Origin of the sequence: Alteromonas mediterranea DE (assembly GCF_000020585.3) — a bacterium.
Classification (GTDB): Bacteria; Pseudomonadota; Gammaproteobacteria; order Enterobacterales; family Alteromonadaceae; genus Alteromonas; species Alteromonas mediterranea.
This window is the reverse complement of the sequence record NC_011138.3, coordinates 2,305,942-2,321,124: the sequence shown is the minus strand read 5'-3', so window position 1 is coordinate 2,321,124 and position 15,183 is coordinate 2,305,942. Positions and strand designations below refer to the sequence as shown.

The following is a 15,183-nucleotide window of genomic DNA, read 5'->3' as shown; positions in this document are numbered from 1 at the left end:
GTTATATCAAAGGCTTAAGCCGAGATATTGCCTAACTAAATGTCAAATGTAGCTATTGAACTTTTCTATCTTTACCTGATGCTGCTCGGCGTTTTCGCTCCACTTGCACATAAACTGTGTCAGTGGTCGCACTACTTGAATGACCTAGATCCTCAGATAAATCTTTCAAAGGCCTGTCACGTTCAATCTCCATGCTGGCACCGGTGTGACGCAAGTAATGTGTCGTTGCTTCATTTAATTTCTGTGCGGCTTCTACTCCTTGTTCTGACTTCATCTTATCGAAAGCTGCGTCAAATACTTGCTGCACGAGCCTGGATATTTGACGGCTTGTTAAACCTCCACGACCTCGTATTTTTTCGACCAACACGGTTTGTTCACCTTTGGATGGCAACGGTGACAGTCCACGCCATTCTCTATATCGTTTCAAAAACGTAAGATAACCCGGTGGTACCGTGATATCTCTAATCTTTTTGCCTTTTCCATAGGTCTTAAACCACCAGTTGTTGTCCTCATCTGTCCAAAAATGACTCATCAACGGTGTCCAGTCTTGGCGTTCTGAGAGCTCTGAAAGTCTCAGAAATAGGGTTTTCATGGTAGCAATAACGAATAAATTGCGTTCCACAAGCGGATCGTTATCAGCCATTTCAACTGCGGTATCTAGGAGATATTGCCATTGCTGTTCTGTTAATCGACTGATAGTTTTCACCTGACTGTCTTTTATCATATATTTACAGTCACGTTTTGCTAATGGAATAGGATTGCCGAAACAAATTTCTTCATCGATGAGATGGCGATAAAAAGAGCTTAATGCCACAAAGGTAGATTCTAGGGTCTGCAATGACGGTTGGTACTTTTTCGGATCGAGCACTCTATCTTTATCGTATTTGGGCGGCGTTTGCCTGAACGGCGTCCACTTAAGGTTTGAAGCAAAGTATCCGTTTTTGAAGCTAAATCGGTCATGGAGCTGCGTACTTATCCATTTAACCGGTGGCGCCACACAAAAATCAATGTATCGCAAAATATCTGCTTTGCGTAAATCGTCCACTGGCTGCTTATCCACCATGAAGACCCACAGTAGAAACTTTTCGATGTCATTTCGAAAACGCACATACGTGTGTTGTGATTTGTTGCGACCGATATACAAAAGGTAATCTTTTGCCCAGTCCCAGTGCTGTCTAATCCATGTTGGTTGCTTATCTAAGAATGAACTTAGTTGTGGATAGTCAGATAAATTGAGTTCTGCCAGCTCAGTATACGTGGGAAACAACGGTGTAGGTTTAGTGATGGCCAAATGTGTTTTTATTGTTGGTTAAGGTTGCAACACTATACTTACTCTTGCACCCTATGTCTAATACTAAACCGTATTAGACATAGGAGGATTTTAAAGATAGGATGTTCGACGGTGATAATAAACCTTTCCTCTCTGACGAACAAAGGTAAATTTAATTTGAAATGGCAAGGCGAATATTGTTTTGGTGAAACCTGGATTGCGTTTCGAGGTATGAGCGCAGAAAATAATTTGCATGCCCATGCCGCTCTGCAGTTGGTTGCAGGCGCAGGCATTACTGTTACCGATGACAACACATTTGAAAAACAAGGTAATGGGTGGTTAATTCCCTCAGGTGTTAAACATAGAATTACTACATCATCACCCATCGTCATTCTACTTATTGAACCAGATTCTTTTTTTGCCGACGCTCTGCAACCCTCTCAGCAAAAAGGTTTAATAGTACAAAGCCTCTCTCTGGAAATGTTAGACACGTTGTTAGCGGATATTCCTTTGCGTGACATGATGAATAAGCTGGAAACACTTTATCATCAAAATAACAGTGTCATTGACGCACGACTAATCTCGGCGATGACTTATCTCAACAGTATCGATAAGCGCCCGACTGTCGAGCTTATCGGGAAACATGTAGGTCTTTCAGTCTCTAGACTTCGCGCCTTATCGACACACTACCTTGGCGTCCCATTTTCAAAAATCATTGTATGGAAACAGGTAAACTTGGCATTTCAATCATTAGCAAAAGGCGCTTCCTTAGCGGATGCCGCTTATGATGCAGGCTTTGCCGATCAAGCTCATTTTACACGAATTCTGCGCGACACTATTGGCGTAACACCAGGACAAACCCAAAATATGGATAAACAATAGGCGCTTTTGCTTAATACAGGCGATTTGTTCAATACCCTTCGACTAAAACCTTGAATAATTCCGGTTCATAGACAGTTTGAAGGCAGCAAAATTATGAAACCACTTCTAAAACGTGAATATGAACGCTCAAAGAAATTGGCTCGGGAACTCGAAGCAACAGGAGATTTATCATCTGCCTTCATCGCGTTAGAGCGTGCGCATATTCTGGGTCAACGTTATCTTATTCCTCATATACACGCTCATCTTTTAATGTTGAAGATCGGACTAAAACAACGGGATGTCCGTGAAATTTTTGGACAACTGCTCAGGATCGTTGCAACAATCCCAGGCTATCTTTTGGGGTGGGTGCCAAAAGGTAATACCGGAGGTAGTAACGTATCGGCGCTCAAACCTATGCCCCTCCCTCCCGATCTCGCGCCGGTTTTAGCCGATTACAATGTATGGCGTGATGTGATGAAGCGAGCAATAATCTTTTGTGTGATCGCACTGTGCGTGATTGCTTCATTGTTTATTTTTGACGCTCGCCACCAGTCATCCGCTAGTGCATTATCGCAATACTGGACATCTCAGCGCTTTACACCCATATCGATTGGAGAAAGTACACACAGACTGAGTGTCACGCCCGTGGTTAATTTTTATGGGGAGCCGGGGTTTGCCACAGAGGCTGGTGTTTCATACTTAGTGCAAACGGATAAGCACACCGTGTTATTTGATCTGGGACACAACCGACAACAAGCACAAGAATCTCCACTTGAGCAAAACTTACAGCGCCTTGATGTAAACACTGATGAACTTGATACTGTTTTTATTAGTCATTTCCATCGTGATCATATTGGTGGGCGTACATGGGAAGAAAAAAGCAGTATAGGCTTTGGTTTTAACCAACCAGCACTGGTGAATACGTCTATTTTTGCCCCCATCCCACTTAGCTATCCTGGCAAGGATGTAACGACTATCGACAAGCCGACGATACTCATGGATTCACTGGCGTCAACCGGCCCCATTCCTCGACAGCTAGTCTTGGGCCGAGTTGACGAACAAGCCTTGGTGATCCATCTCGAAAACAAAGGACTCGTGGTAGTTGTCGGGTGTGGTCATCAAACACTGACTGCGCTGATAACCCATATTGAAACACATTTTGAGGCTCCTCTATATGCGTTAATCGGCGATGTACATTTTCCACTTGAAACAGGCCGGCTGCATATTGCTGGTATAGATATACAGCGTCGTTTGGCGTCAGGTAGCGGGCTTTTTTCTCCCATCAGTAAACAAGATGTACTTAATGATATTGCGTTAATGTCACAAAAATTCGACATAGTTGCGTTAGGTGCTCACGATACAAGCGACCAAGCATTGGTATTGGTTGAGGAACACTTTACCGGCGAATTCATACCCGTTCGCGCCGGTAAACCCATACATTTTGATGAGTTTGTTACAAGACTAGAGGAGGCACGCTAATGTCACCTATCAACGCCACTTATTTACAAGCCACTCCCCTACTTGATTTCGATACGCCCGCTATTCAGACGCTTATTGCCGAAAAGGAGTGGCAGTCACTGACTACCTCTGAGCGTATTGGTGCTATTTACCACTTTATACAAAACGATGTCGCATTTGGGTATAACAAACGTGATGATATAGCTGCTTCGGAGGTGCTTAAAGATGGTCTTGGTCAATGCAATACCAAGGCAACCTTACTGATGGCACTGTTAAGGGCAACCGGTATTGCATGTCGTTTGCATGGGTTTACCATCGATAAGCGATTGCAAAAAGGTGCTATCACGGGCTTACTGTATATACTCGCCCCACGGCTAATCATTCATAGCTGGGTAGAAGTACAACATGACAAAGAGTGGATCTCGTTGGAAGGCTTTATTCTCGATAACGGCTATTTAAACAGTGTTCAAAAGCGATTCCCAAAAGCTACGACGTTTTCAGGTTACGCCATCGCCACTAAAAACCTGCAATCACCTAACATTGCTTGGTGTGGAAAAAACACTTTCATTCAAAGTGAAGGGATTGTCGATGATTTTGGCATTTTTGATTCTCCCGATACGTTTTATCAAGCCCATGGTAATAATTTAAAGGGATTCAAATCCTTTTTATATGAAAATATTTTACGGCATAGTTTGAACCGGCGAATCGACTACATCCGTTCAAACAAGCTTTAGGAGAGCACAATGAATAACCAACAACGTAAGAGTAAAGTCTTTATTTCACATGCCATTTTTAACCGCATTTGGTTGCTGGTAATTGGCCTGATATTCATTATCAGCGCTATATCACATAGCTTTATTTGGGAACAATCGGTTGTACACAACTTGCTATTTCATCCTCTGATTATTCTCGTCGGATTAGGCCTTTTTGCGCTATATTGTCAGTCTCGAGAATGTTCTAAACTGTAATATAAACAGCGCAATTAATAAGAGGGCACTCGAACTCATATCGAATGCCCCAGCTCAGTACACAACAAGCTTTTTGTAAACCAATCGAAACAAAACAGGCAGCACTACCAGTGTTAGCAAGGTTGACGATATTATCCGCCGATGACCACTGTGGCCAAAGGCCGTTATACCTCTGCGCCAGTATCCACGTTGATCGGCATGGGCACGAACACAAGGCTTGCTGCCAATGCGGCCATCAATATCGGCCGTAACCGCGTTAGTGCGCTGTCAATAATTGAACGAACCAATTCCCCTGTTTCTTCCAGTATTTGTCTGATATGAACAATGAATAGGTGACATGACTCAATAGTTTAAGCACTCTAGCTTGGCTAGAGCGTAAATCTGAGAGACACATAAAATGATAATAAGCGATTTATCGATACAACGATAAGCCATAATAAAGCGATGCTGAACTTACTAAGAAAAGTCTCTTCGGTATTGGCGGCTGATCATGTTGCGTGTATTTGTTCCAGCTGCTAACCGTGTTTTAGTTTTACATACAAATTAACGGTTACCAAAGGTGCATAACACTAATCCCGCAACAATAATGCGGAATTAGTGCATTTCTGTCTAAAAGTATACACTAGAACCGATAATTTACGCCAATTTCAAACGAACGCTCAGGGCCAACATAAATACCTTGTCGCATGCCGGTGATGTAGCGTTTATCAGTTAGGTTTTTGATAGCGCCGAATACCTTCATATTTTTGTTAACGGTATAACTAGCGTTTACATCTAACAAGGTATAAGCAGGTAACAAGCCACCCCAAATGCCACCCGCGGCATCATCAGGTATGTCTACTGTGTTGCTTGCATCACCATATTGTTCGCCTCGATGATGCACGGTTAATGCCCCGCTTAACTTATCACTTTCATAACTCAAAGCAACATTGGCAATTACTTTTGGCGCATACGGAAGTCGGTTTCCACTATTTTCTCCTGTTTTAAATTCTGAAGTTGGGATAAACGTAGCGTTAGTATCAATATAAAAGCCACTACCAATATCATAGGCTAACAGCAATTCCATACCTAAATGTTCAGTTTCACCGCCGTTGGACTGAGACAAATTAGGGTCGCTATTACCCGTTACCACTTGATTGCTAAAGTCCATGATAAAAGCGGCTGCTTCATAAGTAATGTCGCCCTGCTTTCCTCTGAGGCCTAGCTCATAGTTAGTTGAACGCTCTCCATCTAAGTTTTGATCGCTCAGCCCGTCAAGTGCCACACCGTTTGAAGCGGGCGAGAAAGCGCGGTAAACACCACCATAAATTTGTGCCGAATCATTCAAGTCGTAAGTTGCGCCAACACCGGGTAGAATTTCGGTGTTGCTGGTTGTTGCTTCTGCATTATCGTTGGTTAGTATTATTCTTTTTTGCTCATAGGACTCTACTCTAAGGCCGGGTGTAAAAGCAAAAGCATTGCTTAATTGAATACGGCTTTGGGCATAGCCGGCATAGCTTTGCGCCGAATCAATACGGTGGCGATCGTTTGCTCCTGTGCGATCGGAGCTGCGCAGCGCTCGAATTCGGGTGTCGTTTGACTCCTCTTGCATGAAACGTAAGCCAAATTCACTGTTGGCTTCTACACCCATAAGGCTGTGTTCTAAAGTCAAGCGAGTTTCTATTCCAACGCGCTCAAACGAGCGATTATTTCCGGTTAAACTGTCGGTATATACCCAACTATTGGCCTCGTTTGAGGCCTCAGTATCAACACTATAACGCCAATAATCGCGGCTCACGTCACTCCAATAAACAAGGGTGTTTAGGGTTGCGTCGTTAGATAATGACCATTCGTGATTAATATCAAACGCTGTACGCTCGGTTAAGTAGTAATCGTCTGGTGCAGGGTTGTAGTCTTCACCCGCTTCATACTCAGCTAGTAATAATCCACGATAAGAGATATTTGCGTCATTTTCATAACGCGATAGTTTAATGCCTAACTTTTGACCATTGTCAAAAATAACACCAGCTTTTGCCATTACATCGGTCATATCATAGCCTTTATCCATAAAGCCATCGCTGCTAGCGCGGGTTGCTAAAACACCAGCAAATGCATCCTCGTCTTCGTTTTTGCCACCCGCTTCTACAGTAATTTCTTGCATATTAAAGGAACCAGCACGGCCAGTGAGGATGACACCATCATCGGGTGTTTTAGTTTTATAATTCACTACGCCGCCTATTGTGGATGGGCCATAGCGAAGTGAAGCTGAGCCTTTCAGTACTTCAATTTGACTTACACGCTGAATACGGGGATTAAAATAACGGGCGTTACCAATAAAAAGACCCGGTGCAACGGGCACGCCATCTTCTAAAAGTAGAGACTTAGATTCACTTGCTGAAAGGCCCCGAATACCAATGTTAGACACTATGGCAGTTTCTTCTTCACTTTTAATATTCACACCGGGAATACTTCGCAAAACATCTTGTGTCGACAAGGGTTGAATTTTATCAATTTGATCTTGATTGATAATAACAACGCTACCCGTTTGTTTTAAAAGAGCGGAGGTGCTGTCGCCTATTACGCGAATAACTTCTATAGCAGGCATTATTTTGTCACCCGCCTCGCCTACATCGGGTGTTTCTTGAGCTAGTGAACTGAAAGATAGTAGTGCGGTCGAAACTGACAAAGTTAAGCGCGTTAGCTTTGTTTGCATAAAAAGTATTCCTTGGTGGGTAGTGATAAGGTAAAAAAGAAGTTGCATTAATTAGCTAATGATAATACGAATACCTATCATTAGCAATATGGCGCACAACCAATGTCGCAATGACTGATAATTTATACTTTAGTAAATCACGTAATGAGTAATATTAGACACGTGAATTGTATGACGTTAAAACGGGAGTTCTAGATTGACGGTCGTATTCCGATTTACTTAAACATTGAATTCTCGAAATCAGGGAAAAAGTGTGCTAAGTCTCACCTGAACTGGTGTTCAAGTGATGCCAGAATAGTGTCCAATTCCCCTAGCCTGGAACAGATCTAATTGGCGTTTTCTGCAATGATTAATGCGGTAGACTGGTGCGAGCAAGAATAGACGCTGTCCGACTAAAAAACGAGATGAATAGAGGCGGATATTGGACATCGAAAACCCTTGAACCGCCAGAACCAAGGGGAAACGCATATTATTGTTTACTTGACAGGGCAGCTTAATGGGTGAACCCCTTATAAAGTGATAATCAGCCTGCCGATGCTCATCGCACACAGCAGGCCAGCTGAGCTTAGGAAGGCGCTCTTGCCATATCTTTTAACTTCCCTTTTGAAAACCAGGCGAATAGCACAGGTAATACAAATAGAGTTAAAAATGTAGCGGTTACCAAGCCACCAACGATTACACTCGCTAAAGGCTTTTGGATTTCAGCACCAACGCCATTAGACAGTAACATTGGAATAAGGCCTAGCGCAGATGTAATCGCTGTCATCAATACAGGGCGCAGTCTTGATGTAGCACCATCAAATACGGCGTCAGATACCGATAACCCGTCTGCAACACGCTGATTGATGCTTTCTACCATCACGACTCCGTTTAACACCGCTACGCCGAATAGGGTAATAAAACCTACGGAGCTCGGCACAGAAAGATATTGACCTGATAACCAAAGTGAAAATACCCCCCCGATAACAGCCAATGGTACATTTACAAGTATCAACATTGCCTGACCAAATGAAGCAAAAGCAAAGTACAATAATAAAGCTATTAACCCCAAAGAAAGTGGCACAACCAATGATAGTCGCTTCTGCGCTCGTTGCTGATTCTCAAATTGACCGCCAATATCCACCGAATACCCTGTAGGCAGTGCTAGTTTCTCATCAATAGATTTGCGAATATCTGCCACAACGCTACCCATATCTCGACCTTGAACATTCGCCTGGATCACAACTCGCCTCTGCACGTCATCACGTCTTACTTGCGGTGGACCAGAGGCGATAGTCACTTCAGCCACGTCCCCCAAACGAACCCAAGCACCCGATGGAGCTTGTAAACGCAAGTCAGCTATCATTTGACTGTCATTTCGGAATTGTTCAGCAAGCCTGACATAAATATCATATCGCTCATTACCATTAATGATTTGACCAGCACTGGCTCCACCTAAACCTTCGCGTACAAGTTCCATTGCATCACCCACGGCCAATCCATAGCGCGACAGAGCTCGACGATTCGGTGTCACAATGAGCTGAGATTCTCCGGCAATTTGTTCCATTGCAACATCTCGTGCACCTTGAACTTCTTTTACTAATGCTTCAATGGCCTGGCCTTTTTCAGCTAGAACTTTGAGGTCAGGCCCAAACAATTTAATGGCTAGCTGCGCTCTAACTCCCGACAATAACTCGTCAACCCTTGTCGCGATAGGTTGAGAAAAATTGAAAAGCAAACCCGGATGTTGCTCCATTTTTTCTTCCATTAACGCTTGCAGTTCATAACGGTTATTTGCACTTGTCCATTCAGGCACAGGCTTTAGTCCAATATAAATTTCGATATTGTTCACCGGCTCTGGATCACCCCCTATTTCGGCGCGACCGATACGCGACAACGTATAGGTGACTTCTGGAAACCCCATTAATATATTCTCTAATTTCGGGGATACCTCTAGGGCAGTATCTAAACTAGATGAAGGCGCTAAAGTAACACGCAAGTTAATGGTGCCCTCTTCCAGTTCTGGTACAAACTCTGTGCCAAGCCGAGGAAGCACTACACCAGCAGCGACTACCATAATTGCAGCAATTCCAATCACTACTTTTTTATGCAAAATTGCCCACGATAGCCCTTTGCGATACCCCGCGTCTAAAGGTTTCAACACAACGCTTTCTCGTGGTTTCACGCCTTTTTTAAATAGATACGTCGCCAATGCCGGTACAATAATCAGTGCAACTAATACCGCCGAAAGCATGGCCAACATAATACTAATAGCCATTGGTTGAAATAATTTTGCTTCAACGCCTTCAAAGCTAAACAAAGGCATGAATACCACAAGGATTATGGCTGTTGCGAAGAAGATAGGCCGGGCTACCTCCTTGCCCGCTTCTTGTAATCGCAAAGCGATACCGTGCGTATCATGGGACGAGTCTAATGGATCATCATCTTCAACATGTTCACCCAATTGTCTCTTGTGATCATGCTCAGCATCAGTGTGAGTCAAGTGTTTAAACATGTTTTCAACCATTACCACTGAGCCATCTACTAGCATGCCGATTGCCACTGCAATGCCCCCAAGCGACATAAGGTTGGCAGAAAGTCCAAACCACGACATGACCATTAAGGCAATACCAATAGAAATAGGGATCGAAATCAGGACTAAAAACGTGGCTCGTAGATTCATCAAAAATAAAGCTAGAATAACAATAATAAATACGAACGCTAACATTAGCGCATTTACAACCGTATCCACGGCTTGAGTAATTAAGTCAGCTTGATCGTAGAATACTTCAAAACTCACGCCATCAGGCAATGCTTGGTTAATTCGCTGAATACGAGCATTGACGCCATCAATTGTGGCTTTCGTGTTAGCTCCCATGCGCTTAAGTACAATGCCTGAGACGACTTCACCTAAGTTTTGAATGTTACCGTCGGCGTCTTTTCTGGTCATGGTGGCAGCACCCTGACGAATTTCGCTACCTAACTCAACGTTCGCCACATCGGATACAGTAATCGTTGTTCCGTCTACGGTTTTTAAAGGTACCTGACGTAATTGCTCTAACCCTTCCTCGCCATGATCTAACCAGCCAGTGCCTCTTATCACAAGTTGCTCCTGCCCTCGGTTCATATACCACCCCCCCACATTGGTATTATTCCGCTCAAGTGCTTCCATCACTATATCTTGAGTCAAGCCATATCCAAGTAATTGAGATGGATTGAGGTTAACTTGGTATTGGCGTACTTCCCCACCAAAAGAGAGCACATCCGTTACGCCATCGGCAGGAAGCAGCAGCAATTTCACCACCCAATCATTTAAACTACGCAACGCCATAGCGTCTAGGCCTGAATCGGGCTCAGCCAACAATAGATACTGATACACTTGCCCCAATCCTGATGTGTTGGGTCCCATTTCTGGCGTACCGACGCCCTCGGGAATTAACTCTTTAGCCGCTTGCAGACGCTCGAATACCAATTGACGTGCAAAATAAATATCTGTGCCCTCGCTAAACACAACGGTCACACCTGAAAGACCTGTTTTAGAAATAGAGCGCACTTCCATCACATCAGGTAAGGCATACATCACCGCTTCTATTGGATAAGTAATTAACTGCTCTACTTCTTCGGCAGCTAATCCCGGTGCTTCTGTATTGACAGATACTTGCACATTGGTGACATCTGGAAATGCATCCAAATTCAGTTTCGGAATAACAAAAACCGCGCTGACTATTAACGTTGTCAGAGCAATCACCACTAATAAACGACTAGTAACAGCCCAATCAATTAATTTATTAAACATAAAGACTCCTCCTAATTAGTGGTTGTGTGGGTCAAAACCGCCTTTAGCGATTTGTGATGCCACAAAAAAAGCACCCTCGCTTACTACGCGTGAACCCGGCTCTACACCGGTAATTTCACGCAAGCCACCAAGCGCTCTTCCAAGTTCAACTTCGACGGGTAAAAACTCGCCAGGATGATCTTCTACAAATACCGTCCAGTCTCCATCAGGACCACGCATTAGCGCACTCTCTGAAACAGCCATTACCGGCATTTTAGTCAGAAAACGGAAATACACCTCGGCAAATTGGCCTGGATGCAAACGATGTTCAGGGTTGCTCACTAATAGCCGAACCGTTCTCGTTCGAGTAACAGGGTCAATGGTATGTGCCTCTTGTGTAACTGTTGCATCAACTGTGAAGTCTCCCACTTTGATTTGTGCCGGAGAACCTGCTCCTAGCCGCAGGTTAATATTCGATGGTAGATGCGCTTCTACCCAAAGTTCACTTTCATCTGCCAACGAGATCAACGGTTCTCCCGCATCAATACGCTGACCTTGTTCAAACGAGTCACTGAGTACCGCGCCATCAATTTCAGCACGTAAGCTATATTCTCCTAATGCTATTGATTGCTGTGAGGTGAGCGTTTTCAAATCTGCATCGGATAAACCATATGAGATTAATACTGCACTAGCCGCTTCAAAATTAGCTTTTGCATCAATGTAGCGCTGCTCTCCAACAGTTTTTCGACCAAGTCCTTTTACTCTTTCCCATTCTGGATATGTTGTTCGGTAATTGGCTTGTGCTTGCGCAACGGTTTCGCTAAAAAGCGTGACAAGCACTTGGCCTTTATTTACCCTGTCTCCCAATGCCACATGACGACGCGTGACAACGGATGCCACTCTGGGTGATACTCGATAACTGCTATAGCCGTTTGATAATATTTCACCCGGTGCATACAAAGTATAATTGACAATTTTGGGGCTTAGTGTGCTTACTTTAATGTTGGCTAATGCCATTTGATTGGAGTCTAGCGATGCAGAAGCAGATTCATCATGCTCTTCATCGTCTTTATTCTCGCTTTCACCTTTATCATGAGCATGTTCGCTTTCGTGATCATCATGTTCATCGGCCCCCTCGCCTCCGTGCTCATCATGCTTTTGACCATCTTGTAGTTCATGTTCTTCATGACCATCATCAGTATGTTCGTCATGCTTATCTTGTATGCTTTTATCAATTCTTGTTACCGTTTCATTGTGAGCATGCTTTTGATCAGACTCTTGTGCGAAACTTGGTGCAGCGCCGACATATGAGGCGATGAAAACTGCTAATACTGTTTTATTCATTTTGTTAATCCTGATGATCAATAGAGAAATCGTGTTGAACTGGGGGCAAGTCGATAAGGCGACCTGATTGCAGCATGAGATTTTTCAATGCTATGCGCGTTTGCTTTTCCAGCTCTATGCCAGACAGTAAGCTTTCTGCGCGTTGATTCAGTGCTAGCAGGTAATTAGTTGTTGATAAATCGCCACTTCGCCACTGCTTTTCTAACAAATTAGCACTACTCTCGATGCGACTCTTTACGAGCGATTGCCATTGTGAAAACTGCTGGTTGTAGCTTTGCCATGCGCCAAACGCACCTTGTAAATCGAAACGTAGTTTCTGATACTGCGCTCTAAAACGTGCTTCGGTTTCTAACGCCATTCGTTCAGCGGAACGAGTTTCTGCACTGTAATTATTACGAATGTTTAACGGTATAGAAAAGGTCAGTCCAACGACGTTTTCTCGCTCTTCCCGCCCCGCATTAATACCAAAAGTAGGATTTGCTTTTGCATTACGTCTAGTGACTTCTGCTTCTTCTTTTTGCGTGAGCCATTGCGCATAAGCTTTAGCTATTTTGGGGTGCTTTAGTAATTCTTCATCAGACGGATATGCAACTTTAGAAGGCCAAAACTCGTCCGGTATCCGCCCTCGCTCTGGCTCCCAATCAGGAAGTAACTCACGCACTATTGCTTCGGCCATTTGAAGTTGAGCCTCTGATCCCGCCACCTGAGCAAATTGTTTCGACAACGACAAAAAGGTAAGCTCTGCATCGATACTGCCTAGATCACCGGCTTCTTGGCGTATTTCGACTAATTCAAGTAACGAATTAAGTTGCTGTTGTTGTGATTTGGCAATAGACGCTGCGCGTTTTGCTGCATGCCAATTAATTAATGCGTCGATAGCATCGGCTGATTTGTTTAAAACGACTTCTTGGTATTGAGCTTGTGCAGCAGTGCGCATAAAACCGGCTTTTTGTCGCCTTGCGCCTTGCCTGTCCCAAAGGTCGATTGTCTGTTCAATACCTACGCTGTAGTCATTGTTATCGCCATTTCGCGCATAATCAGTTGACAATTCAGGGTTATAAAGTGCTTGCTCAGAAGCTTCCGCAAGCGCCCCAGTACTGAACAATTGTTCTTTAGCCGCTATAATGTTGGGATGTTTATTTATCTGCGATGATAACCAGTTTTCCCAGCTTTGATTTTGAGCGTGAGCAAAAAATGGAAGAAACAATACGCAAGCGCATAAAAGTTTAAGTCGGTTAAATATCGTTGAATCAAGAGCCTTGTATACATTGGTTGATTCTGCCTGAGTGTTTCGCGTGAAAATACATCGCGCGACGAAAAGTGACCACATGAATAATTGGTCACGCTCATTACGATGAGTGAAATTCATAATAAATCCTAAAATATGATAAAAACGGACAACGCGGATACACGTTCCGCGATGCAATCAATATACTTCCTAGGATTGGTATTTGGGTGGTCGTAATAGGCGGTTGATGGCTGCGTCTAAGACTGCATCCAAATAGTTGAAGTTGTGGCCGGACGCCACCTCATTAAGGTTATTGATGCTGTGATGACCTACCCATTGGGCATGTGAGCCGTGGCAGTGTCCGCAGTGGTGGCAATCGGCAGGATTATGGTGACCCCTTGCGTCATCTTCACTGATATCTATTTCAGGGCTTACCGAGGCGTTGCTGCTATGCTCGGCATGATCATGCTCGTGTTGCAGGTGTTCAGTGTCTATTGCATGAAAATCCAATGAATTAGCTACAGCAGAAAACGACTGAAATACGATCAGCATGATCATGATGTAGCTTGTTCGTTTAAGTTTCTTCATCTCAAGTAGTCTATCAGTTGCTTTACGCCTCGTCACGGCATTGTTCATCCGCAAACTCAAACTCGACTGTCGTATGCTCAAAATTATATTTCTTGAGTGAGTGCTGTACGTCATTTTTAAGCGTTTGAATATGCTCTGTGGACACATCTCCAACTAACACTAAGTGAACGGTCATCACATTGCGCTCACCATCGAGCGACCAAATATGAAAATGGTGTAGGTCACTGACGTGTTCATTTGACAACAAATCATCTCGGATGCGTTCAAGTTGCGCTTTATCGGGCGTGGCTTGCAAAAACAACATTAAGGTTTGTTTTAAATTACGGATCACATTGAAAAGAATAAATAAGGTAAAACCGATGGATAAAATGGGATCTAAAATCGCCCAAGGCTTGAACATCAATACAATCGATACGATAAATACGGCCACCCAACCCAGGACATCTTCGAGTAGGTGCCAATTGAGCACGCGCTCGTTGAGCGAGTTACCCTCACTGAGTTTATAAGCAGCAAAGCCATTCACTGCCATGCCAAAAATCGACAATAACAGCATTCCTTCCACTTGCGGCATCTCAGGCTCGGCCAGCCTGGGAATGGCTTCAAATAGTATCCAAACGGAACCAATAGTCAGCACAACACCATTAATTAACGCCCCCAGAAGTGAAAATCGTTTATAGCCATACGAAAATGTACGATTAGCATCTTTATCACTGAGCTTGTTTAAGCCCCATGAGGTGCCAATCGATAAACTATCGCCTAAATCATGAACAGCGTCCGCCATAATAGCGGTACTGTTCGTTAGCCAGCCACCAATAAACTCGATAATGGTGAACACCACATTTAGGAAAAACGCCCAACCAATACGCTTTGACGCATCACTCGAACGCCCATGTGAATGGTCGTGACTATGATTGTGACTGTGCATGATTTAACCTTTTAAACACATGATGTTTTGCTTCTTTACTAAAGTTCATAAAGCCCCTCCTACATATCTAATGTAGTTGCTTGGAGCGTCCTATT

At 43.8% G+C, this 15,183-nt stretch carries 11 protein-coding genes and 1 pseudogene; 4 read left to right on the top strand and 8 right to left on the bottom strand.

Going from position 1 to position 15,183, the window contains the following annotated elements:
- Window positions 1-52: 52 nt before the first annotated feature.
- Window positions 53-1,291, bottom strand: a complete 1,239-nt coding sequence (locus MADE_RS10265; protein ID WP_012518530.1) for a tyrosine-type recombinase/integrase — start codon at window positions 1,289-1,291, stop codon at window positions 53-55.
- 156 nt (window positions 1,292-1,447) lie between these two features.
- Between MADE_RS10265 and MADE_RS10260 the strand changes: the two genes are divergently transcribed.
- From MADE_RS10260 to MADE_RS10245, 4 genes are all read left to right on the top strand, one after another.
- A complete protein-coding gene (locus MADE_RS10260; RefSeq protein ID WP_015067768.1) occupies window positions 1,448-2,152 on the top strand; it encodes a helix-turn-helix domain-containing protein in 705 nt (234 codons plus the stop codon).
- A 93-nt stretch (window positions 2,153-2,245) separates the two neighbouring features.
- A complete protein-coding gene (locus tag MADE_RS10255; RefSeq protein WP_012518528.1) occupies window positions 2,246-3,610 on the top strand; it encodes an MBL fold metallo-hydrolase in 1,365 nt (454 codons plus the stop codon).
- The gene (locus MADE_RS10250; protein WP_012518527.1) at window positions 3,610-4,323 is read left to right on the top strand and encodes a transglutaminase-like domain-containing protein; all 714 of its coding nucleotides are present in this window, start codon (window positions 3,610-3,612) and stop codon (window positions 4,321-4,323) included. The genes MADE_RS10255 and MADE_RS10250 overlap by 1 nt, the downstream gene beginning before the upstream one ends.
- A gap of 9 nt (window positions 4,324-4,332) precedes the next feature.
- Complete coding sequence (locus tag MADE_RS10245; protein ID WP_012518526.1) at window positions 4,333-4,557, top strand: hypothetical protein; 225 nt, start codon at window positions 4,333-4,335, stop codon at window positions 4,555-4,557.
- Between the two features lie 54 nt (window positions 4,558-4,611).
- On the opposite strand, the pseudogene MADE_RS21200 reads toward MADE_RS10245, so the two are convergent.
- From MADE_RS21200 to MADE_RS10215, 7 genes and pseudogenes are all read right to left on the bottom strand, one after another.
- Window positions 4,612-4,874: pseudogene (locus tag MADE_RS21200) on the bottom strand (efflux RND transporter permease subunit); the annotation flags it as partial.
- A 305-nt stretch (window positions 4,875-5,179) separates the two neighbouring features.
- Window positions 5,180-7,249, bottom strand: a complete 2,070-nt coding sequence (locus MADE_RS10240) for a TonB-dependent receptor family protein (protein WP_012518524.1) — start codon at window positions 7,247-7,249, stop codon at window positions 5,180-5,182.
- Between the two features lie 565 nt (window positions 7,250-7,814).
- Complete coding sequence (locus MADE_RS10235; protein ID WP_012518523.1) at window positions 7,815-11,024, bottom strand: efflux RND transporter permease subunit; 3,210 nt, start codon at window positions 11,022-11,024, stop codon at window positions 7,815-7,817.
- A 15-nt stretch (window positions 11,025-11,039) separates the two neighbouring features.
- Window positions 11,040-12,347, bottom strand: a complete 1,308-nt coding sequence (locus MADE_RS10230; protein WP_012518522.1) for an efflux RND transporter periplasmic adaptor subunit — start codon at window positions 12,345-12,347, stop codon at window positions 11,040-11,042.
- Window positions 12,348-12,351: 4 nt separating this feature from the next.
- Window positions 12,352-13,716 (bottom strand): TolC family protein, encoded by a 1,365-nt coding sequence (locus MADE_RS10225; RefSeq protein ID WP_012518521.1) that lies wholly within the window; start codon window positions 13,714-13,716, stop codon window positions 12,352-12,354.
- A gap of 69 nt (window positions 13,717-13,785) precedes the next feature.
- Window positions 13,786-14,163, bottom strand: coding sequence for a hypothetical protein (locus MADE_RS10220; protein ID WP_012518520.1), 378 nt, complete (start codon window positions 14,161-14,163; stop codon window positions 13,786-13,788).
- Between the two features lie 22 nt (window positions 14,164-14,185).
- A complete protein-coding gene (locus tag MADE_RS10215) occupies window positions 14,186-15,088 on the bottom strand; it encodes a cation diffusion facilitator family transporter (RefSeq protein ID WP_023559718.1) in 903 nt (300 codons plus the stop codon).
- Window positions 15,089-15,183 lie beyond the last annotated feature (95 nt).